Below are 23561 nucleotides of genomic sequence, written 5' to 3' on the forward strand. Positions count from 1 at the left end.
GCCGGGTGACCACGGGTGATTGCTCACCCGTGGTTCCCACAGATCCGGACGTGCGGAATTCCCGCATCCGGCTCCTCAGTTGAGCAGTCGCTACACAACAATCGTTGCACACCCATCGGACAAAAGCCCTATGCCGCGATCTTCTGTCGTACTGTTCAGATGAGCAGGTGACCCAATGTTCACGCCATCATCCCTCCAGAAGGTGTCTCAACCGACCAGCCGCTTCCCTCAGACGGGTCCTCTGGGGCGAGTTCCCCGCCGTCATCGGTACTATCCGCTGGCTCCGATTGCTCAGCCGCCATCGTGCCGCACTTCGTTGCCTTCGCTTGGCACTACCTTGCCTTTGGTCCACTTCGCTCTGGCCGATTGGACCGCGTCCGGCCAGCCTGGGCGGCTTCTTACGCGGCGCCCGCACCGCGTCGCTGACAAGGAACGACTGAGCCCTCCCAGGTTCCTGGGTGACCCTTGCAACCATGCCCTGCTCTCAGACCCCGGTGGAGTGCGCGCATCCGGCCACTGTCAATCCGCTCACTGTTGCCTTCCGCCTTTTCCACAACGTCGGCTCCACATTCACTCTTTCGAGGCTCAATCACACGGCCTAGTTGCCCCCTGTGTACGCTTCGCAGGTGGGGTCGCCCCCACACCACGCAACACTCGGTTCCGGTGGATGGCCAGTCCTTTCCGGTTCGGGACTTTCACCCGGCGGGTCACAATAAGAGGTTTCCGATCACTCAAATCATTTCGCGATCATCCCCCTCTTCCAGGCTTTGCCTGGCGCAAGAAAATAAAGGCTTTGCAGCGTCCAGCGGTCCGAACTGAGACCCGATCTGAAGGGGATTAAGACACGTGTGAGTGTCAAGGCTTCCCTGCCCCGATGGTCCGAACTGAGACCCGATCTGAAGGGGATTAAGACCGGCTCGCGCACTACACGCTTAACCAAGCGAGGGTCCGAACTGAGACCCGATCTGAAGGGGATTAAGACTGATCATTAAAACAAGTGTGTCATGGGGTTGCAGTCCGAACTGAGACCCGATCTGAAGGGGATTAAGACTCTGCAGTTGGGAGTGCATACGCCTTGCCTGGCATGTCCGAACTGAGACCCGATCTGAAGGGGATTAAGACTTCTGGATGCTGGCTAGGTTGATGTTCATGGTTTTTGTCCGAACTGAGACCCGATCTGAAGGGGATTAAGACTTGACGGTTACGTCTGCTTGCCACTTGTTTCCCGTCCGAACTGAGACCCGATCTGAAGGGGATTAAGACGTCCAGAACAGTAGTAGGTCCGATGATGATTTTGTCCGAACTGAGACCCGATCTGAAGGGGATTAAGACGGACGCTCGCCATTGGCTGTAGAACTCCGTGATCGGTCCGAACTGAGACCCGATCTGAAGGGGATTAAGACCACTAAGTCCCGCTCGGTCAACACTGCCGAGCCGTCCGAACTGAGACCCGATCTGAAGGGGATTAAGACTCCAGATTGGTCGGGCCTTGTTGTCCCTCATACGTCCGAACTGAGACCCGATCTGAAGGGGATTAAGACAATACAGTTCGACCCAGTGGTCGGCTGTATTGGTCCGAACTGAGACCCGATCTGAAGGGGATTAAGACTCACCCAAGGGATGGACCCATCGGACGCTCGCCGTCCGAACTGAGACCCGATCTGAAGGGGATTAAGACACGCATAACACTTTGAACACACGGACCCTCGAACGTCCGAACTGAGACCCGATCTGAAGGGGATTAAGACCATCGCGGATCATCGAGACCCTGTAAGCGTTTGTGTCCGAACTGAGACCCGATCTGAAGGGGATTAAGACTCATTCTTACGGAACGTCACAGTCAGGAACCGACGTCCGAACTGAGACCCGATCTGAAGGGGATTAAGACCTTTCCCGCAACGTATGTTGCTTTCGCAGCTTCATGTCCGAACTGAGACCCGATCTGAAGGGGATTAAGACGGCTGTGTCGGTAGCAAGATGGCTGAACAGTGTGTCCGAACTGAGACCCGATCTGAAGGGGATTAAGACCTTTTTTGTAACATGGGGCTGGCGCCTGCACGGTCCGAACTGAGACCCGATCTGAAGGGGATTAAGACTATTATTTTTGTTACAAAGTAACGAAAAGGATAGTCCGAACTGAGACCCGATCTGAAGGGGATTAAGACGCCGATCGCCCGACGCTTGCTTGGCGTCCTTGTCCGAACTGAGACCCGATCTGAAGGGGATTAAGACAAGTTGTTAAAGATCGAGGTAAGCTCGGCGGCTAGTCCGAACTGAGACCCGATCTGAAGGGGATTAAGACCCCACCAGGGAAAACCCTGGTCATCGGTGTGATGTCCGAACTGAGACCCGATCTGAAGGGGATTAAGACAAGAGTCCCGTCCCATTTGCCGAAGAATGCGGCGTCCGAACTGAGACCCGATCTGAAGGGGATTAAGACCTAGACGTGACCTTCCCGTTGACCGCGCCATTAGCGGTCCGAACTGAGACCCGATCTGAAGGGGATTAAGACGATCACGCGCTCGGCGAGCTTGTCCATCAGCTCGCGTCCGAACTGAGACCCGATCTGAAGGGGATTAAGACGCCCGCGTAACAGCGCGACGTTGAGCAGTACCAATGTCCGAACTGAGAGCCGATCTGAAGGGGATTAAGACACGGTTGCAGCCCAGTTTGTTACACGGAGCGCTGTCCGAACTGAGACCCGATCTGAAGGGGATTAAGACCGACAAGGCACCGTCTAGTTTGGTTGCGAGCGCACGTCCGAACTGAGACCCGATCTGAAGGGGATTAAGACCAGTGCTCGCGCGAGAGCTTGACGCTTTTCATTTGTCCGAACTGAGACCCGATCTGAAGGGGATTAAGACCACGCAATTCCGTAATAATTGACGCGCGGGTCGTGTCCGAACTGAGACCCGATCTGAAGGGGATTAAGACTTTTGGAGAACTCGGTCAGTGCGGCCGAGTTGTCCGAACTGAGACCCGATCTGAAGGGGATTAAGACCCATCTGATCGGTGCCGCCGATGACGCGGGTCGTCCGAACTGAGACCCGATCTGAAGGGGATTAAGACCGCTCTAGGTCTTTTGCGCATTCGGCTCTGAGTTGTCCGAACTGAGACCCGATCTGAAGGGGATTAAGACGTGTGCGATCTCGCGCGCTTCCCGCTTGGTCTTGTCCGAACTGAGACCCGATCTGAAGGGGATTAAGACAGCGCCGGACAGGCGCACCTTGATGCGGGCATGGCGTCCGAACTGAGACCCGATCTGAAGGGGATTAAGACGCGATCTCTCGCACGAGTTCATCAATCCCGCGGTCCGAACTGAGACCCGATCTGAAGGGGATTAAGACCGAAACAATCGATACGTTGGTCTTCATCCCAAGTGTCCGAACTGAGACCCGATCTGAAGGGGATTAAGACCGTGACCATTCCCTTAATCTATTAACCGCTATTCTGTCCGAACTGAGACCCGATCTGAAGGGGATTAAGACGGCGGTGCAAGCGGGTCGTTCTGCGCGTCCCGTGTCCGAACTGAGACCCGATCTGAAGGGGATTAAGACTCAAAAAACTCTAGCGATTCGCTTCCGGGCCAGCGCTTCGTGCGCCTATGCGCGGCCCGTACGGTGCAGATGCTGTGATGGCCCGAGCGAGCGGCGCCGCCCATCACCAACCCGAACCTGCCCGCCCCGACCGCCACCGCCTGGCTGCCCTGGTGCATCGCCGATTCCGCCGAGGCATCCCCGCACCCCGGCGCCCTGCCAGCGATCCCGGCCGGCGGCGCCGGCTGGCTGATGGCTGCTGCGGGCGGCCACTGGGCCGACGGCAGCTCGGGTCTCGGTCGTCGCCCGTAAGCGGCCATCAAACCGGCCTTGTATCGGCCCGCTAAGCTGACAACGCTCTGATAGAATTGGTCATATGCAAGAGACGCATCCGGCCAATCAAGCGGTCAGTCTCGTTGATCGAGGCGAGAGCGCGGCCGCGATGATGCCGCTGACGATCGGGCAAACGGTACCCGAGCGTGAGGCGCTCAGCGATCAGGTCGTCGCGCTCGTCGCCCGCTCGTCCGGGTTCCAGCATAGCCTGCCGCAAGGCATTGCCTCGGCCCTCGCCGAGCTCGTGCGGGCGATGAACTGCTACTACAGCAACCTGATCGAAGGGCACGCGACCCATCCGATCGACATCGAGCGGTCACTGCGCGAGGACTTCAGCGCCGTGGCCGAGCAGCGCGATCTCCAGCTCGAGGCGCGCGCCCATATTGCCGTGCAGGCCTGGATCGATGGCGGTGGCTTGCAGGGGCGCCTGTTCAGCCGGGAGACCCTTTGCGCCATTCACGAACGCTTCGCAGCCCAATTGCCGGAGCGCCTGCTGTGGATCACGCATCCGGATACGGAGGCGCGCGAGCGTGTCATTCCCGGCGCCCTGCGCACGCGCGATGTCCGTGTGGGCCGGCCTACACCGCCCAGCCCCGGCGCCATCGCGCGCCTGCTCAGTGCCTACGCCGAGCACTATGCACGCCTTGGCACGATGGAGTGCTTATTGGCCGCCGCCGCCGCCCACCATCGACTGCTCTGGATACATCCATTTCTCGATGGCAACGGGCGGGTCGCCCGTCTGCTCTCGCATGCGCTCTTCGTCGAGAGGCTGGCGACCGGTGGTCTCTGGTCCGTAGCGCGGGGACTCGCGCGCCAGGTCGACACCTACAAGGGCCATCTGGCCGACTGCCGTTCGGATCTGGAGGCGGTCAGCCGCTGGCTCGCGCGCCAGAAGGACAACCCGAACACGCTGGCCGCCTACCAGCGCGAGATCGAGCGCTTCCTGCTCTGGCTCGGTCTAGAGCGCGGCAAGGCGCTTTCTGAAGCAACCGGCGCGGACATCACCCTGTTCGATGATCTGCTGCAGGCCCCGGAGCGCTGGCCGCAGTGGTACGGTGAGGCAAAGCCGCGCCATGATCACGAGTGGAAGCCCTGGGGCGGGCGGCTCAGTGCGCGCTCGCGCTATGCGGCCCTGGCGGTGGTGAACCGCTGCTACCGCCGGCTGGTGACACAGGGCTATCTGCGCCTGAACCCGGTCGATGCCGCCGGGCTGCGGCTGCGCCAACTGCGCGCGGCGGCGGTGCAGGAGCGCTTCCTCGATTGATGGGGTTATCGAACTGTCTGCGCTGCGATCGGTGTCAGCTCAACGTCAGGCCCCAGGGCGCGGATCATCGGATCGAGCCTGCGCAAGCGCTCCGGTAACTGCTGAAGCGCATCGGCGGCGGCTTCACGCGATGCATAGCTGCCGATCAACACGGCATGCCAGCGCTGACTCGGAGAGGCCTTGGTGAGCGTTTGCGCTTTTCCGATGAGTCCTTGCTGCTCCGCGAAGCGCACGAGACTCTGCTGGTCGCGAAAGCTGATCAGCTGGATGCTGTAGCGAGGTTGAGCATCCCCTGGCCTGGTGGCTGCCGCACCAGGGCCGTGATCGATCCCGGGGCTCGATCCGGCTGCTGTCGTCTGGTCTTGGTCGTCCGTTGTTTGAGGTTTCCTCAGTGCGAGCCTTCTTGCTCCGGGCGCTGTAGGTTGCTGCTCGGCAAGAACCCTCTCCATGCTGGTGGCGACCGTCGGAGGTGTTGGCGCGAGCGGTGGTAAAGGGTCGAGGGGTTTGGCGATCTGGGGGCGAGGCCTGCTGTGCGAGGACAGCCTGGCGGTCTCCTCGGCGATAGGCCGAACCGGAGCCACTCCCGTTCCCGGCCAGCGGACATCGAGCTGCTCGATGCCGATGAATCCAGCGAGGACCGCAGCGCCGACCGCGATGCGCCGCACGGGCTTACGGGGTGGTCCCTGTCCGCTGAGGCCAAGCAGGGCGCTATAGATCGGGCGCCCGCCTAAGCCCTCGGCGGTGAAGGTGGCGGCAAGGCAGGTCAGGATGATCGGCAGTGCAAGCGCCTGGGCGTCGGTCAGCTCGATCACCAGGATGATCCCGGTGAGCGGGGCTCGGACCGTTGCTGCGAATAGCGCGCCCATCGCTGCCACCGCGAATACGGCCGGCTCCAGCGCTAACGCCGGTGCCAGGTTTTCGACCACCAACGCGAAGGCCGCGCCGCAGAGGGTTCCGAGCGCGAGCATCGGTGCGAAGATCCCGCCAGGAAGGCCGAGCCCGTAGCTCCCAATCGTGGTCAGCAGCCGCACCGCGAGCAGCCCCAGCAGGAACAGCAGCCCAGGATGGCCGTGCAGAAGCGATTCGACTAAGTGCTCGCCGCCGCCCACAGTCGCCGGTGCGAACCAGAGCAGGGCGCCCAGGATCATGCCGCTCAGCGCGGTCGTGACGTAGGCCCGCCGGGTGCCGAGTGCGCGGAAGGTGCTGACCGAGCCCAAGACCAGCCGATTGAACAGCACGCCCAGGGCGCCGATCAGCAGGCCCAGGATCAGGAACAGCGGTGCCGTCTGCAGCGGCGCCTGCCCGAGGTCGGGCATCGGCATGTCGGGACCCTGCCCGAGCAGCCAGCCGCTGACGACGACCGACGCACAGCAGGCGAGGATGACCGACTGGATGGTCGCGAAGCGATACTCGAAGTGCTCGCGCAGCTCCTCGGTGACGAACACGATCGCTGCGAGCGGCGCATTGAATGCCGTTGCGAGGCCGGCGGCGGCGCCGGCCGCGATCAGCGCCCGCTGATCCCTGGGGCGCAGTCCCGGCCGCTCGCTCGCCATCTGCCCGAGCGCGGCGCCCATATGGATGGTCGGCCCCTCGCGCCCGAGCACGAGGCCCGAGCCGACCGCGAGCGTGCCGGCGATGAACTTGATCGGCAGCACCCGCCGCCAGCGCAATGCGCGTTCACCGGCGAGGATGGCCTCGACCTCCTGCACGCCGCTGCCGGCCGTCTCGGGTGCGAAGCGGCGCACCAGCCAGAGCGCGGTGACCAGCACGAGCGCGCCGGCTGCCATCACGACCAACCAGCCCGGTAGGGGCCATGGCTCGAGGAAGCTATGGAGCAGGGCTCGGCCGGCGGTGCTCTGCTCGAGCAATGCATGGAACCCCGCCCCGATCAGTCCGGCGAACGCCCCGACCAGGGTTGCCGCGGTGTAGAGTTGCCAGAGGGGCTTCGGGGGCTTCATCGCGAGGCGCATCGCGCGCCGAGCTCAACGATGCCGAGGGCGCGGAGGCTTCGCACCTGTCACCATAACGGGTACCGAGTGCCGGTCGCTTGGTCGACGGGGCTGACGCGCGGGCCCGCAGGCTTCATCATTCGATTAGCGCGGTCGCTCGGCCTCGACTCGATGCTTGGCGTTGATGAACGCGGCGTGCGGGACATAGAGCAGCTCGGCGACCTTGCGGACCAGGTATTCCTCCATCGTCGTCAACCGGTCATCGGCGTACGCGACGCGCCACAAGGATTCGATCAATGCGATCTTCTGCTCCGGGGCGAAGCGCTCGTTGATCAGCCGTGTGAACTGGAAGTAGTCGGTGGCCTCTCGCCGTTCGGCCTCGGCGCACTCGAGCAGTGTCTGTGCCTCATCGGCCGGCAGCTCGAAACGCTCCCGCACGAGCTGGGCAGCAAGGTCGCGGCCTGGTCCGCGTCCGCGCTCGCTGGGGTCCTCTTCCATGTGGGTCATCTCGAGTATCAGCGCTGCCGCGGCGCAGCGCATCGCGTGATCCTCGTCGACGCTGCCATCCGGCCGCGGCGCCAGCACGTGTTCGTCAAAGAAGCGTCGGATTCGATCGATCATCTGATATCCGCTGGTGCCCGGGAGGCTTCGACGAAGATGGCGCGCCTGGCAGGATTCGAACCTGCGACCCCCGCCTTCGGAGGGCGGTACTCTATCCAGCTGAGCTACAGGCGCGTGTCGAGGGGCTGTGATGCCTTCGATATCGGTGGCTTGCCAAGAGATGGCGTGCCTTGAACGGCATCAGACGCAGAAGGATAGCTCGAATCGTCGCTGTCGTCCATGGCGGGCGCTTGTTCCAAGAGGGGGTCGGCGAGCCGACTGGTTAGTCGGCGCGCGCCAGCATCTCCTTCAGCGCCGCCAGGTGCGCCTTGCCGCGCTCGCGCTGCTCGGCGGCGTCGGGTGGACGCTGGTCAACCTGGTCGAGCGCATCGGCCGGGAGCTCGTCGAGGAAGCGGCTCGGTGTGCAGGTCACCTGCTCGCCGTAGCGCCGGCGCTGACGCGCGAGCGTGAAGTTGAGCCGGTTGCGGGCGCGGGTAATCCCGACATAGGCGAGGCGGCGCTCCTCCTCGATGGTATCGTCCTCGATGCTGCTGCGGTGCGGGAGCAGCTCCTCTTCCATCCCGACCAGGAAGACCTCCGGGAACTCCAGACCCTTGGCCGCGTGCAGGGTCATCAGTGAGACCCGGTCGCCGCCTTCCTCCTCATCCTGGCGCTCGAGCACATCCATCAGTGACAGGTGCGCGACCATCTCCGGCAGCGTGCCCTCCTGCAGCGCGCCCTTGTTGAGCGCATCGAGCCAGCCCAACAGCTCGTCGACATGCTCGATGCGCCGCTCGGCGACGCGCAGGCTGGAGCTGGTGTCCTTGAGCCAGCCGGTATAGTCGAGCTGGTCGATCAGCGTCCGCACCGCGGCGACCGGCCTGTGCTCGGCCTGACGGCGATGCTGCTCCAGCCAGCTCGTGAGCTCGACCAGGCGCCGGCGCTGGCGTTCATTCAGGTGCTCGGCCAGCGCCAGATCATCGCAGGCGTTGAACAGCGAGGTCTCGCGCTGCTGGGCAACGGTGGCCAGGCGCTCCAGCGTGGCCGGGCCGATCTCGCGCCGCGGCACATTGATGACTCTCAGGAAGGCGGCGTCGTCAGCGGGGTTCGCGAGCAGGCGCAGATAGGCCATCACGTCCTTGACCTCGGTGCGGGCGAAGAACGCGGTGCCGCCGGAGAGGAAATAGGGGATGTTGAGCGCCCGCAGCGCCTTCTCGAACGGTCGCGCCTGGTGGTTGCCGCGGTAGAGGATCGCGAAGTCCCCGAACGCGCGTCCCTTGGTCTGGCGGCCATGCAGGATCTCGCTGGCGACGCGCTCGGCCTCGTGGGTCTCGTCGCGGCAGCGCAGCACCCGCGGGCGGTCGCCCGGCCCGAGCGCGCTCCACAGCCGCTTCTCGAACAGATGGGGGTTGTTCGCGATCAGCCCGTTTGCCAGATCCAGGATGCGCCCGGATGAGCGGTAGTTCTGCTCCAACATGATGACCTTGAGCAGCGGGTAGTCGTCCTTGAGCCGCGCCAGATTCTCCGGGCGCGCCCCGCGCCAGGCATAGATCGATTGGTCGTCGTCGCCGACCACGGTGAAGACGCCGTCCGGGCCGACCAGCAGCTTGACCAGCTCGTACTGGGCGTTGTTGGTGTCCTGGTACTCGTCGACCAGCAGATGGCGGATGCGGCCCTGCCAGCGCTCACGCACCGCCGGTGTCTCGCGCAGCAGCCGCACCGGACGCAGGATCAGGTCGTCGAAGTCCACCGCATTGTAGGCCGCCAGTGTGCGCTCGTAGCGCTGATACAGGCGCGCGAGCCCGGCCTCGAATTCATCATCGGCTGCGCCCTCGGCCCGGGCCGGGTCGATCAGCCCATTCTTCCAATGCGAGATGCGCGCAAGTGCCGCCGAGGCGCTGGTGGCGCCGTCCAGCCCGGCTTCCCCAAGGTGCTCCTTCAGGATCTGCTCGCCGTCTTGCGGGTCGACCAGCGAGAAGCCCGAGCGCAGCCCGGTGTGCGCGGCCTCACGCCGGAGCAGGTCGAGGCCGAAGGTATGGAAGGTCGAGACGCGCAGGCCATGGCCAGTCCGGCCCTTGACCAGGCGGCCAACGCGGGCCTTCATCTCGCGTGCGGCCTTGTTGGTAAAGGTCAGCGCAACGATGCTGCGGGCGTGATGCCCGCGCTCGCGGATCAGATACGCGATCTTGTGGGTGATCACCCGGGTCTTGCCGGAGCCGGCGCAGGCGATCACGAGCAACGGACCCTGGGTATGACGCACGGCCTCGACCTGGCTTGGATTGAGGCCTTTCATCGAGGCGGCGTCGTGCAGCTGGTTGTTGATGACATCCTCTCAGCTCGCAGTTGGAGATCAGCAGGCCATGAAGCGGGAGGTCGGGGATTGGGAGGTCGTCGACCGGTGGGGCATCGAATGGGAAGTCAGGGATCGGGAAGGCCGGGATTGGAGCCGGATCATCAGGCGCAGACGCGCGCGTTGGTGCCGAGTTACCATAGTTAAACCGCGAATCCGCACGCGCAGCTGGCCGGTCTGTGTTGGTCGAGCAACAGAGCGCGTGCTTTACCCCGTCTGGAAGGTCGTTCGAGCCGGGGTTCTCAGTGTCACCCCGTCTCGGCCTCGAGGCCAAGGTCTTCTATGCCAGCGTTTGCATCCTCAATGACATCCATCCGTCTCGGCCTCTTGGTCTCGCTGTTGTCACTGCTGCCTGGTGTCACGTTCGCTCAAGCGGATGCTGGCTTCCTGTCCGCACCGGAGGTGCCCTCGCTGCCCGGTCCCTATGAGGGCGACAGCGTCAGCGCGCCTGAGGTCACCATCATCGAGACCGATGAGGAGGTGATCTACGAATATCGGGTGAAGGGGCAAGTCTACATGGTCAAGGTCGAGCCGATCGCGGGGCCTCCCTACTACATGGTCGATACCAACGGGGATGGCGTTCTCGACGTCCAAGAGCAGGAGGCGCCTGAGCTCTCGGTGCCGCAATGGTTGCTGTTCAGCTGGTAGCAGTGTTGAACCGGGACGCAACCGTTGAACGCGCGGCGGAAGGTGCAGCCGGCCCCGTTCAGGCCGCGTTGGGCTTGAGGTGATGAACGAGGAACAGGGGATGCGGTTCTCGCGCCGTTTGCTCCCAGTGGCCGAGCGGCTGGAGTCGGTCAACCGGACGGTTGGCCTCTTGGTGTCCTGGCTTGCGTTGGCGATGGTGCTGGTGACCTTCGTGGTCGTGGTGCTGCGCTATGCGTTCGATTCCGGCTCGATCGCGTTGCAGGAGTCGGTCACCTACATGCACGCGATGCTGTTCATGCTCGGCGCTGCATTTACGCTCCAGCAGAATGGCCATGTGCGCGTGGATATCCTCTATCAGCGCTTCTCGCGCCGAGGCCGCGCTTGGGTCGATCTGCTTGGCACGCTGCTGCTGCTGTTTCCGGTCTCGGTCTTCCTGCTGGTCGCGTCTTGGGATTATGTCGCCGAATCCTGGGCCGTGCTCGAGGGCTCGCGGGAGGCCGGGGGCATTCCCGGGGTCTGGGCGCTGAAGACGCTGATCCTGCTGATGCCGTTGCTGCTGCTGGTGCAGGGGCTGATCTGGGTGCTGCGCAACGGCCTGTTCCTGGCCGGCGTCGAGGCGGCGCTGCCTGAGCCTGGTGCCCGGCTGGAGACCGACGCCGATGGCTGAGCTGATGCCGGTGCTCCTGGTGCTCGCGGTCGGCGCGGTCCTGCTGCTCGGCTATCCGGTGGCACTCTCGCTGGGCGGCACCGCGCTGCTGTTCGCGCTGCTCGGCGAGGCGCTCGGCTATTTCGATCACGCCTTCATCGAGGCGCTGCCGAATCGGGTCTACGGGGTGATGACCAACGAGACCCTGATCGCGGTGCCACTGTTCGTATTCATGGGCGTGATGCTCGAGCGCTCGCGCGTCGCCGAGAACCTGCTCGAGACCATGGCGCTGCTGTTCGGGCCGTTGCGAGGCGGGCTCGGGATCTCGGTGACCGTGGTTGGGATGCTGCTTGCCGCCAGTACCGGCATCGTTGGCGCGACCGTGGTCACGATGGGGCTGCTGTCGCTGCCGACGATGCTCAAGCGGAATTACGATCCGAGTGTCGCTGCTGGCACCATCTGCGCATCGGGCACCCTGGGTCAGATCATTCCACCGTCGATCGTGCTCGTCTTGTTGGGTGATGTGCTGTCGGCGGCCTATCAGCAGGCGCAGCTCGACATGGGCATCTTCTCGCCGGAGACGGTCTCGGTCGGTGATCTGTTCATCGGCGCGCTGATCCCGGGCCTGCTGCTGGTGGCTGGCTATATCAGCTATATGGTCGGCGTGGCCGTGTTTCGGCCGGCCGCCGTGCCGGCGATCCCCGCCGCCGAGCGTCCCCAGCACGATGCGCGCTTCTGGCTGCGCGTGATCCAGGTCTTGCTGCCGCCGCTGGCGCTGATCGTCGCAGTGCTGGGCTCGATCCTGTACGGGGTCGCGACGCCGACCGAGGCCGCCTCGGTGGGTGCGGTCGGGGCGCTGCTGCTCGCGGCCTCGCACCGGCAGCTGAATTGGAAGACGCTGCAGGGGGTGGTGCGTCAGACCACCATTGTCACCAGTATGGTCTTCCTGATCTTCATCGGCGCGGCGATCTTCTCGCTGGTGTTCCGCGGTTTCGGCGGCGATGAGATGGTGACCGACTTCCTCAGTAGCCTGCCAGGCGGCACCGTTGGTGCGGTCGCCCTGGTGATGCTGGTGATGTTCCTGCTCGGGTTCATCCTGGACTTCATCGAGATCACCTTCGTGGTCGTGCCCATCGTCGGCCCGGTGCTGTTGGCGATGGGGCTCGATCCGGTCTGGCTCGGCGTGATGATCGCGATCAACCTGCAGACGTCGTTCCTGACGCCACCATTCGGGTTCTCGTTGTTCTATCTCCGCGGGGTTGCTCCGGCAGAGGTGCGCACGGCGCAGATCTACAAGGGCGTTGCCCCGTTCATCCTGATTCAGCTGTTGATGCTCGCGGCGCTATCGCTCTTCCCGGCGTTGGCGACATGGCTGCCGGGCGCGATCTATCGATAAAAATGGACAATGGGTCGCGACGGCGACTCATCGCCATCGAGATCAGCAGCTTGGGTGGGCGAGCACTTGTCCGTCGTTTGCTTCCCGTCGTTGCCGCGATCGGTGGCCTCGGAATCGGGAAGTCATCTGCGGACAGGCACGAAGCGGTTGGGTGTGATCGAACCGCCTAGATTCGGAGTGGGTCGCCGAGAGCGCCGGTGAGGGGTGGAGGCAGCTCGGTGTTTCGGTGCTCGAGCAGTTCGTTGAAGAGAGCGGGCTGCGGTTCCTGAAACATGACGCCGATGCCGCTGTTGTCGCCATAGGTCACGATGGCTGGCAGCAGCCAGCGTTTGCCGGCGCAACGCAGCTCGAGCTCGATCGGTGTCCCATTCGGCAGTGTCAAGGCCTGCACGGATAGGAACATCCCACCGATCGAGAGGTTGCATGCCGTCGCGCCCAGGAAGGGACGCTTGTGGTAGCGGATGTAGACCGGCAGGTCGAGCTGATGTCGCGCCCCGTAGCGTCGTTCCCCAGTCATCCTGTGTTCTCCTGCTTGAAGATTTCTATCGTTGGCACGTGATCTTAGCTGCTCAACTTTACCGTCGAGTTCAGCTTCGATGACTGCTCTGTGACCGTTACCACGGACATCCCTGTTGTCCCCGCTGCCTCGCGCCGTGATACTGCAATGATTCCGCTTGATTGCTGAGGGCTCGCATGGATCGTCAACAAGCCGCCAAGTTCGTGCTCGATTGTCTCCGGACGATGCTGGCTCGCAATGGCTCGGATCTGTTCATCTCGGCCGGTTTTCCGCCCGCCTGCAAGTTCGATGGCAAGCTGACGCCGCTCAGCCAGCAGGCGCTGAAGCCCGAGCAGACCTCGATCTTGGCACGCTCGATCATGAACGATCAGCAGGTGCGCCAGTTCGACGCGAGCAAGGAATGCAACTTCGCGATCAGCCCGCCCGGCATCGGCCGTTTCCGGGTCAACGCCTTCGTGCAGCAAGGGCGCTCAGGGCTGGTGTTGCGGACCATCCCGACCGAGATCCCGACTGTCGAGCAGCTCGGGCTGCCGGCGGTGCTCGCGGAGCTGGTGATGGCCAAACGGGGTCTGGTCCTGGTCGTCGGCGGCACCGGCTCGGGCAAGTCGACCTCGTTGGCGGCGATGCTCGGCCACCGCAACCGCGAGAGCTATGGTCATATCATCACGATCGAGGACCCGGTCGAGTTCGTCCATGATCATCAGAACTGTCTGGTCACCCAGCGCGAGGTCGGCCTCGACACCGAATCCTGGGACAATGCGCTGGTCAACACCCTGCGGCAGGCGCCGGATGTGATCCTGATCGGTGAGATTCGGACGCGCGAGACGATGGAACACGCAATCAATTTCTCCGAGACCGGCCACCTGTGCCTGTCGACCCTCCACGCCAACAGCACCAACCAGGCCCTGGACAGGATCATCAACCTGTTCCCAGAGGAGCGTCGCGCGCAATTGCTGATGGACCTCTCACTGAATCTGCGGGCGATCATCTCGCAGCGGTTGTTGCCGAAGATCGGCGGTGGGCGGGTCGCGGCGATCGAGGTCATGATCAATTCTCCGCTCATCCAAGACCTGGTCTTCAAAGGCAGGGTCAGTGAGATCAAGGCGGTGATGCAGCGCTCGAAGGAGCTTGGGATGCAGACCTTCGATATGGCCTTGTTCGACCTCTACGAGGATGGCCAGATCAGCTATGAGGACGCGCTGCGCAGCGCCGACTCGATGAACGAGCTGCGCCTGCGCATCAAGCTCGAGAGCAAGCGCGGTTCCGGGACGGGCGCGTTGGGCGATGAGGACGGGCTTGCGCTCCTCGACGACAACGAGCTTCCGAGCTCCGCGTTCCCCGACGACCCCGGCTCCCGCTGAGCGCTGTATGGATTTCCGCCCTTATCTCGAGATGATGGTGGCGAAGAAGGCGTCCGACCTCTTCGTCAGCGCCGGCTCGCCGGTTCAGATCAAGATCGACGGCAAGTTCCATCGCATCGGCGAGACCCACTACACCCCGGCACTGTGCCGTGAGGCCGTGCATTCGCTGTTGACCGAGGCACAGATCGCGGAGCTCGATGCCAAGCGCGAGATCGACCTCGGTATCGGCCTCGCCGGTTGCGGTCGCTTCCGCATCAACGCCTTCCATCAGCGCGGCTCGCTCGGCATGGTGATTCGCTATCTCTCGACCGAGATCCCAAGCATCGATGCCCTGCAGCTGCCGCCGGTGCTCAAGGAGATCGTGATGCACCGGCGTGGTATCGTGCTGATGGTCGGGGCGACTGGCTCGGGCAAGTCGACCACGCTCGCGGCGATGATCGAGCACCGCAACCTCAACAGTCAGGGTCATATCCTGACCATCGAGGACCCGGTCGAATACCTGCATCCGCACAAGGGCTGTATCGTCAACCAGCGCGAGCTCGGCGATGACACCCTCTCCTATGCTGCGGCGCTCAAGAGTTCGCTCAGGGAGGCGCCGGATGTGATCCTGATCGGCGAGATCCGCGACCGTGAGACGATGGAGGCGGCGATCGAGCTCTCCGGTACCGGCCATCTCGCGATCTCGACGCTGCACGCGAACAACGCCCATCAGGCTATGGAGCGGATCATCAATCTGTTTCCGCAGGCGATGCACAAGACCCTCTTCATGGACCTGTCGCTGAACCTGCGTGCGATCATCGCGCAGCGTCTGGTGCGCACGGTCGAAGACAAGCGGGCCGCGGTGGTCGAGATCCTGGTCAACACCCCGCACATCGCGGATCTCGTCCGAGAAGGCCGGGCCGACGAGATCAAAGAGGCGATGGCCGACAGCAGCGAGGGCGGCATGATCACCTTCGACGACGCCTTGCTCGCGCTCTACCGGGAAGGCCGCATCAGCCTCGAGGAGTGTCTCGTGCACGCGGATTCGGCGGCGAATCTCGAGGCGCAGATCAACTTCGGTTGATCGCTGCTGCGGCCACTGAGGTCTGGCTCGATTCGACGATCTCGCGGTCCGCGCCGTCTGATGCGTCGGCATTGGTTTCGTGTCTAACCGCAGCCAAATCCCGTCGATCCAGCGCTTTGCAGATTGACTCGTTCGGCCTGACCAGTTGGCATACCTGTCCCGATTGATCGCCAGACAGGTTGCGCTGACGGGCCTCCCGTCGATCGCGACAGCGATGTTCTAGCGGGGCGGTCCGGTCGCGGTCTACAACCATCAATAATGAGGATCTTTGTCATGCTCCGATTCAATGTCCCCGTGCTGCATTTGAACGCCGTGCTCGGCGCACTCATGGCGTTCAGCAGCGCCGCTGCCCTCGCAGAGAACCCCAAGGTGGCGATGGATGTGCGTATCGGCGGCGAGCCGGCCGGCACGATCGAGGCCGAGCTGTTCGCCGATGTGGTGCCCAAGACCGCCGAGAATTTCCGTGTGCTCTGCAGCGGTGAAGAGGGCGAGGAGATGCGTTACGCCGGCAGCCCGTTCCATCGGATCATCCCCGGCTTCATGATCCAGGGCGGCGACTTCACCAACGGCAATGGCACCGGTGGCAAGTCGATCTACGGCGGTCAGTTCGACGACGAGAACTTCGAGCTCAAGCACGACGAGGCGGGCCTACTGTCGATGGCCAACGCCGGACCGGACACCAATGGCTCGCAGTTCTTCATCACGCTCGCACCGACGCCCTGGCTCGACGGCCGCCATGTCGTCTTCGGCAAGGTGACCTCGGGGATGGACGTGGTCGAGGCGATGGAGGCGCAGGGCTCACGCCGTGGCCAGACCAAGACCGAGGTCGTGATGAGCGATTGCCGCGTGCTCTGAGGCCGCGCGAGCCGGCTTCGGGCCCTGCGGCGATCGCGTCGCCGGGCGGATAGCGACCCGGGGAACCGGATATATACCCAAACCACGTCAGTCGACGGCAGGGCGTAGCGGAGGGCCGCTGCCCGACCCGGAGCGGGCTCGAAACGCCGAAAACTGATCTGCGATGAGTATAGCCATTTCATCGGGTCGCCGGACAAGACACGCCCGAGCCGTTCGATGACAACGGGCTCATCCTGTCCAGCAGTCAGCGCGCATCGCAATATGCGCCGCAGTGGAGAAGACCATCAACGAAGGCCTGCGCCGAAAGATCCGGTGCCGTACGCCGGTCTCCAGCAGTGAACCCGAAACACTCGCCGCGAGATATCGCGGCCACTGCTGGAGACCCTCATCATGAGCACTGCAACCCTCAACGTTTCGCATCAACAGCCACTGGCCGAGCGTGCTCAGGCGCTCGATCTCAGCGCGCATGCTCACTGGCTGATCCGTCTGCCGTTCGCAAGCGTCTTCCTGTTCCACGCAGTCGGCAAGTTCGCCGACATGGCTGCGTTCGCCGGCATGATGGAGCTGCCGCTGTTCGTTGCCTGGCTTGTCGCACTGGCCGAGCTCGGTACCGGCTTGGGGGTCCTGATCGGCGGCGTGCTGCGCAACGGCCTGGTGACCCGCCTCGCCGGCCTGGCCAGCGTCCCAGTGCTGGTGGGTGCGATCGCGATGGTCCATTGGGGTCAATGGAGCTTTGTCCCGAGCGACAGCCACCCGATGGGCGGGATGGAGTTCCAGGTCCTGCTGCTGGCAATCGGTCTCTGGTTCGCACTGACCGGCAACGCCTCAGCTCGCCGCTCGCGTTGATCCTCGAGGAGAGCGGCCGGTCTCGCCGGCCCTCCTGACCGCCGACCCCAGGGCCTGCGTGAGTACGCAGGCCCCGCGCTGTTGCTGACATAAGGCGATTTCTGTCAAAGCTCATACCGCCTTGCTGGTCTTTTCGCTCGCCTTCTTCGTCGCGCCGCCGGTCACATAGCCCGGCTATGCTCCCGGCGACGCTCCTCGAAGGCAAACGACAATCCTGCGCAATTCGGTACGAGCTTTTCCGGCAATCGCCTAAGCGCTTGTCCGCGAATAACTTGAACATTTTCGCAAAGCTGGCCTTGCGTTATGGGTGCCAGCAGGCCAGACCTGTTCAGGTTATTTGCGGACGGGCCCTAAGCGGGCCCACATGCAGGGGGTGGCCCTGAACCTCTCGACTGAACTGCGGCCATGTCCCGGCAGAAAGGGTGGTGCAAATGGCCAATGAGTGGTGCCTTTCAACCAGATGCAGCCGTTGAACGGCCCGCAGGGTTCCTTCCGCATCCCTGATCGCAAACAGGCCGGGACAGCCCGGGACAGCACGACGCGGCAGAATCGCCATTCGATTCCAAGGAGCTGTAACACATCGGGTTGAAGCGCCGTTATCGTGCCGTCTGTGCGTCGGTATGGCTGCCCTGGCATAAGCGCTGCTTAGTGGCTCTCAGATTGTCCTGTCACCGTTTTGGAACCTGACGCCGATTCAACGGGAACAGGTGTGTTTTGTGCCATTGGAGTCACCGATGATGCATCCTTTGGCGGGCGGTGCCCCAAAGCCTGCTCGCTACGCCAAGCTTCTGCTGCGGCCGTTCGGCCTCGCGTGGATACTGATGATAAGTGGGGCCGCGACAGTCCAGGCGGCTCCGGAGGCCCTGGCGCGGGTCGACCCGCCCACCGCAGACCACAGCCAGTTCGAGCCGCTGCAACAGGATTTCGCGAGCGGGCGCGAGGTCACCCGCGCCTGCCTGGAATGCCACACCGAGGCCGGCAAGCAGGTCCGTGCCAGCATCCATTGGCGCTGGGAATACCGGCATCCGCAGACCGGCCAGCTGCTCGGCAAGCAGCATGTGGTCAACAGCTTCTGCAACAACGTCACCACGAACCTGGGGCGCTGCACCGCCTGTCACGCCGGCTATGGCTGGGACGGTCCGGACTTCGACTTCAGTGATGACAGCCGCGTCGATTGCCTGGTCTGCCACGACACCACCGGGACCTACGAGAAGGCCCCGAAGCGCGGCGGCCGCGTGCTGCAAGAGCCGGTCAAGGTGCACGGCCACCCGCTGCAGCCGCCAGACCTCGGCAAGGTCGCCCGCAACGTCGGACCGACCAGCAGCGAGACCTGCGGCAGCTGCCATTTCTTCGGCGGCGGTGGCAACGGCTCCAAGCACGGCGATCTGGACACCTCGCTGCTGGACCCGCCGCCCGGGCTCGATGTGCACATGAGCGATGCCGGCGCCGGGCTCGAATGCAGCGACTGCCACGTCGAGCGCGCGCATCAGATCGCCGGCAGCCGCTACCAGGTGACGGCGCGCGACCGCAAAGGGACCGGTGCGCCCGGTCAGCGCCGCTACGCGGCGACCTGCGCGTCCTGCCATGGCCTCGAGCCGCATGCGCTGGGCAGTGATCCGGCCGCGCTCTATCAGGGCGCCAAGCTCAATGCCCATGTCGACCGGATCGCCTGCCAGACCTGCCATATCCCGGCGATGGCGCGCGGCGGTGTTGCGACCAAGATCTGGTGGGATTGGTCGCAGGCTGGCCGGCTGGACGCCGATGGCAACCCGATCAAGCGCCATGATGCCGATGGCAATCTCACCTATTGGACGCGCTGGGGCGAGATCGAATGGGGCAAGGATCTGGTGCCCGACTACCGCTGGTTCGACGGCACCATGCGCTACACCTTGCCCGACCAGACCATCGATTCGTCACAGCCGGTCCCGATCAATCGCTTTGCCGGCCATCACGATGATCCCGACGCGCGCATCTGGCCGTTCAAGATGATGCGCGGCAAGCAGCCCTATGATCCGGTCAAGGACCAGCTGGTCTACATGCAGCTGTTCGGCAAGACCGAGCAGGCCTATTGGCAGGGGCTCGAGTGGCAGCCGGCCATCGCCAGCGCGATGGAGGCCGCCGGGCTGCCGTTCAGCGGCGAGGTCGGCTTCACCGAGACCCGGATGGCCTGGCCGATCACCCATATGGTCGCCCCGGCTGAGGACGCCCTCGCGTGCGGTGAGTGCCACGCCCGCGATGGCCGCATGGCCGAGCTGACCGGCTTCTACCTGCCAGGCCGCGACAGCGAGCCGGCGCTCGACCGCTGGGCGCAGCTGGCACTCGCCGCAGCGCTGCTCGCGATCGGCGTCCATAGCGGACTGCGCATCCTGTTCCACCGCCGCCGGAGGCACGCCGAATGACCCGCACCGTCGTCATGTTCACCGGCCTCGAGCGGCTTTGGCATTGGAGCCAGGCGCTGCTGATCATCCTGCTGCTGATGACCGGTTTCGAGGTGCACGGCAGCTATCGTCTGCTCGGCTTCGGCGCCGCCGCGACCCTGCACGTGCTGGCCGCGCTGGCGCTGATCGTCGTCTGGGTCTTCGCGATCTTCTGGCATCTGGCGACCGGCGAATGGCGCCAGTATCGGCCGACGACGCGCGGGCTGGCAGCGGTGGTGCGGTTCTACCTCTACGGCATGTTCCGCGGCGAATCGCATCCGTTCAATCCGCGCCCGAAGCGCAAGCACAATCCGCTGCAGGCCGCGTCCTATCTCCTCTTCGGCGTCGTCATCTCGCCATTGCTCTGGATCACCGGGCTGCTCTATCTCGGCATCGACCTGTGGTCGGCACCGGCCGATCTACCGCTGGCGCCAATCGCACTGATCCACGTCGCTGCGGCCTACGGTGCGGCCCTGTTCCTGCTGGTGCATGGGTACATGATCACCACCGGCCGCACCCCAACCGCGCACCTGAAGACCATGATCACCGGCCGGGAGGAGATCGAGGAAGCGGCTCAGCGTGAGCAACAGCCTGAGCGCGGGTGAGGGCCGTTGTGTCGGGGTTCACGCAGTGGCCAGCACGCTGCGCACCTCGAAGCCGACGACGTGACGTTGCTCGCGGCTGAATACGACACCGATCAGATGGATCGGCTCGCCGCGGGCACGGTATCGGTCCGCATAGCCGTGAGCCTCGAGCTGCGCGAGGGCGCGACCTCCCGGTTCCAGCTCGACGACCTTGAACTCGAACAGGTAGACCTGCCCGTTGAAGCGCAGCGCGAGATCCAGCCGGCCGGCATTGCTCGTCTCCTCGGGCGTGAGATCGAGCCCGAGTGATGCGAAATAGGCGTATGAGGCTGGCGATGGGCAGGGATATCGACTCAGGCGATTGCCGGAAAAGCTCGTACCGAATGGCGCAGGATTTTCGTTTGTCTTCGAGGAGCGTCGCCGGGAGCATAGCCGGGCTATGTGACCGGCGGCGCGACGAAGAAGGCGAGCGAAAAGACCAGCAAGGCGGTATGAGCTTTGACAGAAATCGCCTCAGCCCGAGGTTGTCCGTTCGCGCTGCCAGAGGATCGCAGCGATGATCAGCGCCAGTCCGAACGGGGTGCTGGCGGCGATCGGCTCGCCGATGATCAGGTGTAGGAACACCAGGGACAGGAAGGGCGCGAGATAGATCAGCTGTGCGAGCCGGGCGGCGCGATGGCTCCATTGCAGGGCGGTGAGCCAGAGCACGAAGGTCAGGCCCATCTCGAACAGCCCGACGTAGATCAGCGCCGGCCAGGCCGCCGCCGGCGGCAGCGCGATTCCGCCGAACAGCGGGCTGGCGAGCAGCGCCAACAGCAGCCCGACGCCGAAGCCGAGGAACAGCGCGATGACCGGATCGGCCTGCGCGCGTGCGTTCAGCAGCCAGAAGCTGGCCCAGATCAGGGTGCTCCCGAGCGCCAGTGCGACCCCCCAGGGGTCGATCCCATCCAGCGACAGGCTGCCGCCGGTGACGATGATCAGCGCGCCGATGAAGCTGATCCCGATCGCCAGCCCCTGCCTGCGGCTCAGCGGCTGGCGCAGGATCGGCACCGCCAGCAGTGCCAGCACCAGCGGCCAGGCATAGTTCAGCGCCATCGCGATCTGCCCGGGCAGGCGCGCATAGGCCGCGAACAGCACCAGGTAGTACAGGAACGGATTCAGCGCGCCGAGCGCGGCCGCCTGGAGCCAGGTCGCGCGCGGGACATCGCCGAAGCGCGACCAGGCCCGCTGCGCGCTCAGGATCAGCGCCAGCGCGATGACCGAGGTCGCGCTCGCATAGACCAGCAGCTCGAACGGGGTGACCCAGCGCAGCGCCAGCTCGAACGCGGTCGCCGCCGTCCCCCAGAGCAGGACGACGATCCCAGCGAGCAGGATGGCCCAGCGATCAGAGGCGATGGCCAGCCTCCAGCGCAGCCCGGTCGGAATTCATCAGGGGACCCATCAGGGGGCGCTCGTGATGGTGCTCGTCATCGAGCTCGTCATGGTGCTCGTGATGGTGCTCGGCATGGTGCTCATCCCCCGGGGGGCATCAGGAGGGCATCATGACCCCGTCAAGGCGCCGAGTCCCGCAAGGCCAGCCTGCGCCCGGCGAGCCAGACCAGCAGCAGCACCGGCACCCCGATCAGGGTCGTGAAGATGAAGAAGCCCGGGTAGCCGATGCCGTCGACGATCGAGCCCGAATAGCCGCCGATCACCTTCGGCAGCAGCGTCATCAGCGAGCTGAAGATCGCGTACTGGACCGCGGTGAACGAGACGCTGGTCAGGCTCGACAGGAAGGCGACGAAGGCCGCGCTCGCCAATCCCGCCGCGAGGTTGTCGGCCGCGACCGTCAGATACAAAAGCGGCAGGCTGTGCCCGGCATAGGCGAGGCCGACGAAGATCAGGTTGGTCAGCGCCGAGAACACGGCGCCCAGCATCAGGATGCGCATCACGCCGAAGCGCGTCGCCATCAGCCCGCCGATGAAGCCGCCGGCGATGCTCACCAGCACGCCGAAGGTCTTCACGGCCTCGGCGATCTCGGGCTTGGTGAAGCCGAGGTCCTGATAGAAGACGTTGGAGATCACGCCGAGGACGATGTCCGAGATCCGGTACAGGCCGATCAGGGCCAGCAGCAGGAGCGCTGTACCCAGCCCGTAGCGACGGAAGAAGTCGAGCACCGGCTCGACCCAGGTCTCGCGCGCCATGCGGCGGTTGACCGCGCCGAGCCGGACCAGCGCCCAACCGACGCCGGCGGCGATGGCAACGGCAAGGCTGAAATGGAGGGTCTCGATCAGGAAGGCGCCGAGCGCGCCGCCGCCGACAGCGGCCTTGAGCGCCGCGCTGGCGCCGCCGGTCAGGAAGAAGCTGCCGGCGAAGGCGGTCGCCGCGAGCGCGAACACCAGCACCAGCCTCGCATAATCGGCGGCGCCATAGCCCGTGCTTTGGCCGCGCTCGACGTCGGGCTCCGGGACCACCAGGGTCGTGACCACGCCGACGAGCATCGTCGCCGCCATGATCAGATAGGTGAGCCGCCAGGCGTCATACGAATACTGCGCCATCGACGAGAAGAAGGCTGCGGCCAGGAACAGGGCGCCGGCGCCGCTGACGACCATGCCGACCCGATAACCGGCGATATAGGCCGCCGAGAGCATCCCCTGCAGCGCCGGCGGCGCGCTCTCAATCCGGAACGCATCGATGCAGATGTCCTGGGTCGCGGCCGAGAAGCCGAGCATCACCGCCGCGAGCGCCATCGCCACCAGGCTCTCGCGCCCGGCGGCCGGGTCGACCGAGGCCATCAGCACGATCGCGGTGATGATCGCCAGCTGTGACAGCAGCAGCCAGGCGCGGCGGCGGCCATAGCGCCGGGTCAGCCAGGGAAGCGGCAGCCGGTCGACCAAGGGCGCCCAGACGAACTTGAACGAATAGCCGAGCGCGGCCCAGCTGAAGAAGGTCACCGCATTGCGCTCGACACCGGCCTCGCGCAGCCAAAGCGACAACGATGAGAAGATCAGCAGCAGCGGAATCCCGGCCGAGAAGCCGAGGAACAGCATCGCGAGCACGCGCCGGTCGCGCAGGGCGCTGAGTCCCCGACGCCAACTCTGGTTGCCGTTGTCGGCGGTCGGGGCGGGAGGAGAAGGTGCTTGACTAGTGCGCGTCATCAGGTCACGGCTGGCTCGGCGGCTGAGGCCCGTTGGGGCGAAGGCGCGCCATGCTAACG

16 protein-coding genes, 1 tRNA gene, 1 pseudogene and 1 CRISPR repeat array are annotated in these 23561 nt (G+C 64.4%); of the genes and pseudogenes, 10 read left to right on the forward strand and 8 right to left on the reverse strand.

Going from position 1 to position 23561, the window contains the following annotated elements; translation table 11 throughout:
• The first annotated feature begins 808 nt into the window (after positions 1-808).
• Positions 809-3557: a CRISPR direct-repeat array (repeat unit 36 nt; unit sequence GTCCGAACTGAGACCCGATCTGAAGGGGATTAAGAC).
• A 355-nt stretch (positions 3558-3912) separates the two neighbouring features.
• Positions 3913-5133: a Fic family protein gene (locus CKO40_RS02340; RefSeq protein WP_200344380.1), complete on the forward strand. Its 1221-nt coding sequence runs from the start codon at positions 3913-3915 to the stop codon at positions 5131-5133.
• 5 nt (positions 5134-5138) lie between these two features.
• Here the strand turns inward: CKO40_RS02340 and clcA are convergent, their stop codons facing one another.
• From clcA to CKO40_RS02360, 4 genes are all read right to left on the reverse strand, one after another.
• Positions 5139-7103 (reverse strand): H(+)/Cl(-) exchange transporter ClcA, encoded by a 1965-nt coding sequence (gene clcA, locus CKO40_RS02345; RefSeq protein WP_200344382.1) that lies wholly within the window; start codon positions 7101-7103, stop codon positions 5139-5141.
• A gap of 123 nt (positions 7104-7226) precedes the next feature.
• Entirely contained in the window at positions 7227-7703 is a 477-nt protein-coding gene (locus tag CKO40_RS02350) for a tellurite resistance TerB family protein (RefSeq protein ID WP_200344384.1), read from the reverse strand.
• A gap of 37 nt (positions 7704-7740) precedes the next feature.
• Positions 7741-7817 (reverse strand) — tRNA-Arg (locus tag CKO40_RS02355).
• A gap of 148 nt (positions 7818-7965) precedes the next feature.
• Positions 7966-9975 carry a UvrD-helicase domain-containing protein gene (locus CKO40_RS02360; RefSeq protein WP_200344386.1) on the reverse strand — a complete coding sequence of 670 codons (2010 nt, stop codon included), beginning with the start codon at positions 9973-9975 and terminating at the stop codon, positions 7966-7968.
• A gap of 360 nt (positions 9976-10335) precedes the next feature.
• On the opposite strand from CKO40_RS02360, the gene CKO40_RS02365 reads away from it, so the two are divergent.
• The 3 genes from CKO40_RS02365 to CKO40_RS02375 all read left to right on the forward strand — a co-directional run bounded on the left by CKO40_RS02365 (position 10336) and on the right by CKO40_RS02375 (position 12722).
• Positions 10336-10680: a DUF2782 domain-containing protein gene (locus CKO40_RS02365; RefSeq protein ID WP_200344388.1), complete on the forward strand. Its 345-nt coding sequence runs from the start codon at positions 10336-10338 to the stop codon at positions 10678-10680.
• A gap of 82 nt (positions 10681-10762) precedes the next feature.
• Positions 10763-11347: a TRAP transporter small permease subunit gene (locus CKO40_RS02370; protein ID WP_200344390.1), complete on the forward strand. Its 585-nt coding sequence runs from the start codon at positions 10763-10765 to the stop codon at positions 11345-11347.
• Complete coding sequence (locus tag CKO40_RS02375; RefSeq protein ID WP_200344392.1) at positions 11340-12722, forward strand: TRAP transporter large permease; 1383 nt, start codon at positions 11340-11342, stop codon at positions 12720-12722. The genes CKO40_RS02370 and CKO40_RS02375 overlap by 8 nt, the downstream gene beginning before the upstream one ends.
• Before the next feature lie 166 nt (positions 12723-12888).
• Here the strand turns inward: CKO40_RS02375 and CKO40_RS02380 are convergent, their stop codons facing one another.
• Positions 12889-13239 (reverse strand): PilZ domain-containing protein, encoded by a 351-nt coding sequence (locus CKO40_RS02380; RefSeq protein WP_200344394.1) that lies wholly within the window; start codon positions 13237-13239, stop codon positions 12889-12891.
• Between the two features lie 176 nt (positions 13240-13415).
• On the opposite strand from CKO40_RS02380, the gene CKO40_RS02385 reads away from it, so the two are divergent.
• The 6 genes from CKO40_RS02385 to CKO40_RS02410 all read left to right on the forward strand — a co-directional run bounded on the left by CKO40_RS02385 (position 13416) and on the right by CKO40_RS02410 (position 20386).
• A complete protein-coding gene (locus CKO40_RS02385; protein ID WP_200344396.1) occupies positions 13416-14600 on the forward strand; it encodes a PilT/PilU family type 4a pilus ATPase in 1185 nt (394 codons plus the stop codon).
• Positions 14601-14607: 7 nt separating this feature from the next.
• Complete coding sequence (locus tag CKO40_RS02390) at positions 14608-15663, forward strand: PilT/PilU family type 4a pilus ATPase (protein ID WP_200344398.1); 1056 nt, start codon at positions 14608-14610, stop codon at positions 15661-15663.
• Between the two features lie 327 nt (positions 15664-15990).
• A complete protein-coding gene (locus CKO40_RS02395) occupies positions 15991-16518 on the forward strand; it encodes a peptidylprolyl isomerase (RefSeq protein ID WP_420827351.1) in 528 nt (175 codons plus the stop codon).
• A 390-nt stretch (positions 16519-16908) separates the two neighbouring features.
• A complete protein-coding gene (locus CKO40_RS02400) occupies positions 16909-17364 on the forward strand; it encodes a DoxX family protein (protein ID WP_200344402.1) in 456 nt (151 codons plus the stop codon).
• Between the two features lie 737 nt (positions 17365-18101).
• The gene (locus CKO40_RS02405) at positions 18102-19763 is read left to right on the forward strand and encodes a tetrathionate reductase family octaheme c-type cytochrome (RefSeq protein ID WP_207173341.1); all 1662 of its coding nucleotides are present in this window, start codon (positions 18102-18104) and stop codon (positions 19761-19763) included.
• The gene (locus CKO40_RS02410) at positions 19760-20386 is read left to right on the forward strand and encodes a cytochrome b/b6 domain-containing protein (protein ID WP_200344406.1); all 627 of its coding nucleotides are present in this window, start codon (positions 19760-19762) and stop codon (positions 20384-20386) included. The genes CKO40_RS02405 and CKO40_RS02410 overlap by 4 nt, the downstream gene beginning before the upstream one ends.
• 18 nt (positions 20387-20404) lie before the next feature.
• On the opposite strand, the pseudogene CKO40_RS02415 reads toward CKO40_RS02410, so the two are convergent.
• The 3 genes and pseudogenes from CKO40_RS02415 to CKO40_RS02425 form a co-directional block, all read right to left on the reverse strand.
• A pseudogene (locus CKO40_RS02415) lies at positions 20405-20689 on the reverse strand (PD-(D/E)XK nuclease domain-containing protein); the annotation flags it as partial.
• Between the two features lie 189 nt (positions 20690-20878).
• Positions 20879-21790: a DMT family transporter gene (locus tag CKO40_RS02420; RefSeq protein WP_338074107.1), complete on the reverse strand. Its 912-nt coding sequence runs from the start codon at positions 21788-21790 to the stop codon at positions 20879-20881.
• Between the two features lie 125 nt (positions 21791-21915).
• Positions 21916-23502: an AmpG family muropeptide MFS transporter gene (locus CKO40_RS02425; RefSeq protein WP_200344410.1), complete on the reverse strand. Its 1587-nt coding sequence runs from the start codon at positions 23500-23502 to the stop codon at positions 21916-21918.
• Positions 23503-23561: the final 59 nt, after the last annotated feature.

The sequence above is a fragment of the Halochromatium glycolicum genome, from assembly GCF_016584085.1.
In the GTDB taxonomy this organism is placed as follows: Bacteria; Pseudomonadota; Gammaproteobacteria; order Chromatiales; family Chromatiaceae; genus Lamprobacter; species Lamprobacter glycolicus.

What these genes read in the sequence shown, in the direction of transcription:
- CKO40_RS02395 (WP_420827351.1), top strand. Translation starts at nt 15,991, where the DNA reads ATGGCGTTCAGCAGCGCCGCTGCCCTCGCAGAGAACCCCAAGGTGGCG.
- CKO40_RS02405 (WP_207173341.1), top strand. Translation starts at nt 18,102, where the DNA reads ATGCATCCTTTGGCGGGCGGTGCCCCAAAGCCTGCTCGCTACGCCAAG.
- CKO40_RS02410 (WP_200344406.1), top strand. Translation starts at nt 19,760, where the DNA reads ATGACCCGCACCGTCGTCATGTTCACCGGCCTCGAGCGGCTTTGGCAT.
- CKO40_RS02425 (WP_200344410.1), bottom strand. Translation starts at nt 23,502, where the DNA reads ATGACGCGCACTAGTCAAGCACCTTCTCCTCCCGCCCCGACCGCCGAC.
- CKO40_RS02390 (WP_200344398.1), top strand. Translation starts at nt 14,608, where the DNA reads ATGGATTTCCGCCCTTATCTCGAGATGATGGTGGCGAAGAAGGCGTCC.
- CKO40_RS02380 (WP_200344394.1), bottom strand. Translation starts at nt 13,239, where the DNA reads ATGACTGGGGAACGACGCTACGGGGCGCGACATCAGCTCGACCTGCCG.
- clcA (WP_200344382.1), bottom strand. Translation starts at nt 7,103, where the DNA reads ATGCGCCTCGCGATGAAGCCCCCGAAGCCCCTCTGGCAACTCTACACC.
- CKO40_RS02350 (WP_200344384.1), bottom strand. Translation starts at nt 7,703, where the DNA reads ATGATCGATCGAATCCGACGCTTCTTTGACGAACACGTGCTGGCGCCG.
- CKO40_RS02375 (WP_200344392.1), top strand. Translation starts at nt 11,340, where the DNA reads ATGGCTGAGCTGATGCCGGTGCTCCTGGTGCTCGCGGTCGGCGCGGTC.
- CKO40_RS02400 (WP_200344402.1), top strand. Translation starts at nt 16,909, where the DNA reads ATGAGCACTGCAACCCTCAACGTTTCGCATCAACAGCCACTGGCCGAG.
- CKO40_RS02370 (WP_200344390.1), top strand. Translation starts at nt 10,763, where the DNA reads ATGAACGAGGAACAGGGGATGCGGTTCTCGCGCCGTTTGCTCCCAGTG.
- CKO40_RS02365 (WP_200344388.1), top strand. Translation starts at nt 10,336, where the DNA reads ATGACATCCATCCGTCTCGGCCTCTTGGTCTCGCTGTTGTCACTGCTG.
- CKO40_RS02360 (WP_200344386.1), bottom strand. Translation starts at nt 9,975, where the DNA reads ATGAAAGGCCTCAATCCAAGCCAGGTCGAGGCCGTGCGTCATACCCAG.
- CKO40_RS02340 (WP_200344380.1), top strand. Translation starts at nt 3,913, where the DNA reads ATGCAAGAGACGCATCCGGCCAATCAAGCGGTCAGTCTCGTTGATCGA.
- CKO40_RS02385 (WP_200344396.1), top strand. Translation starts at nt 13,416, where the DNA reads ATGGATCGTCAACAAGCCGCCAAGTTCGTGCTCGATTGTCTCCGGACG.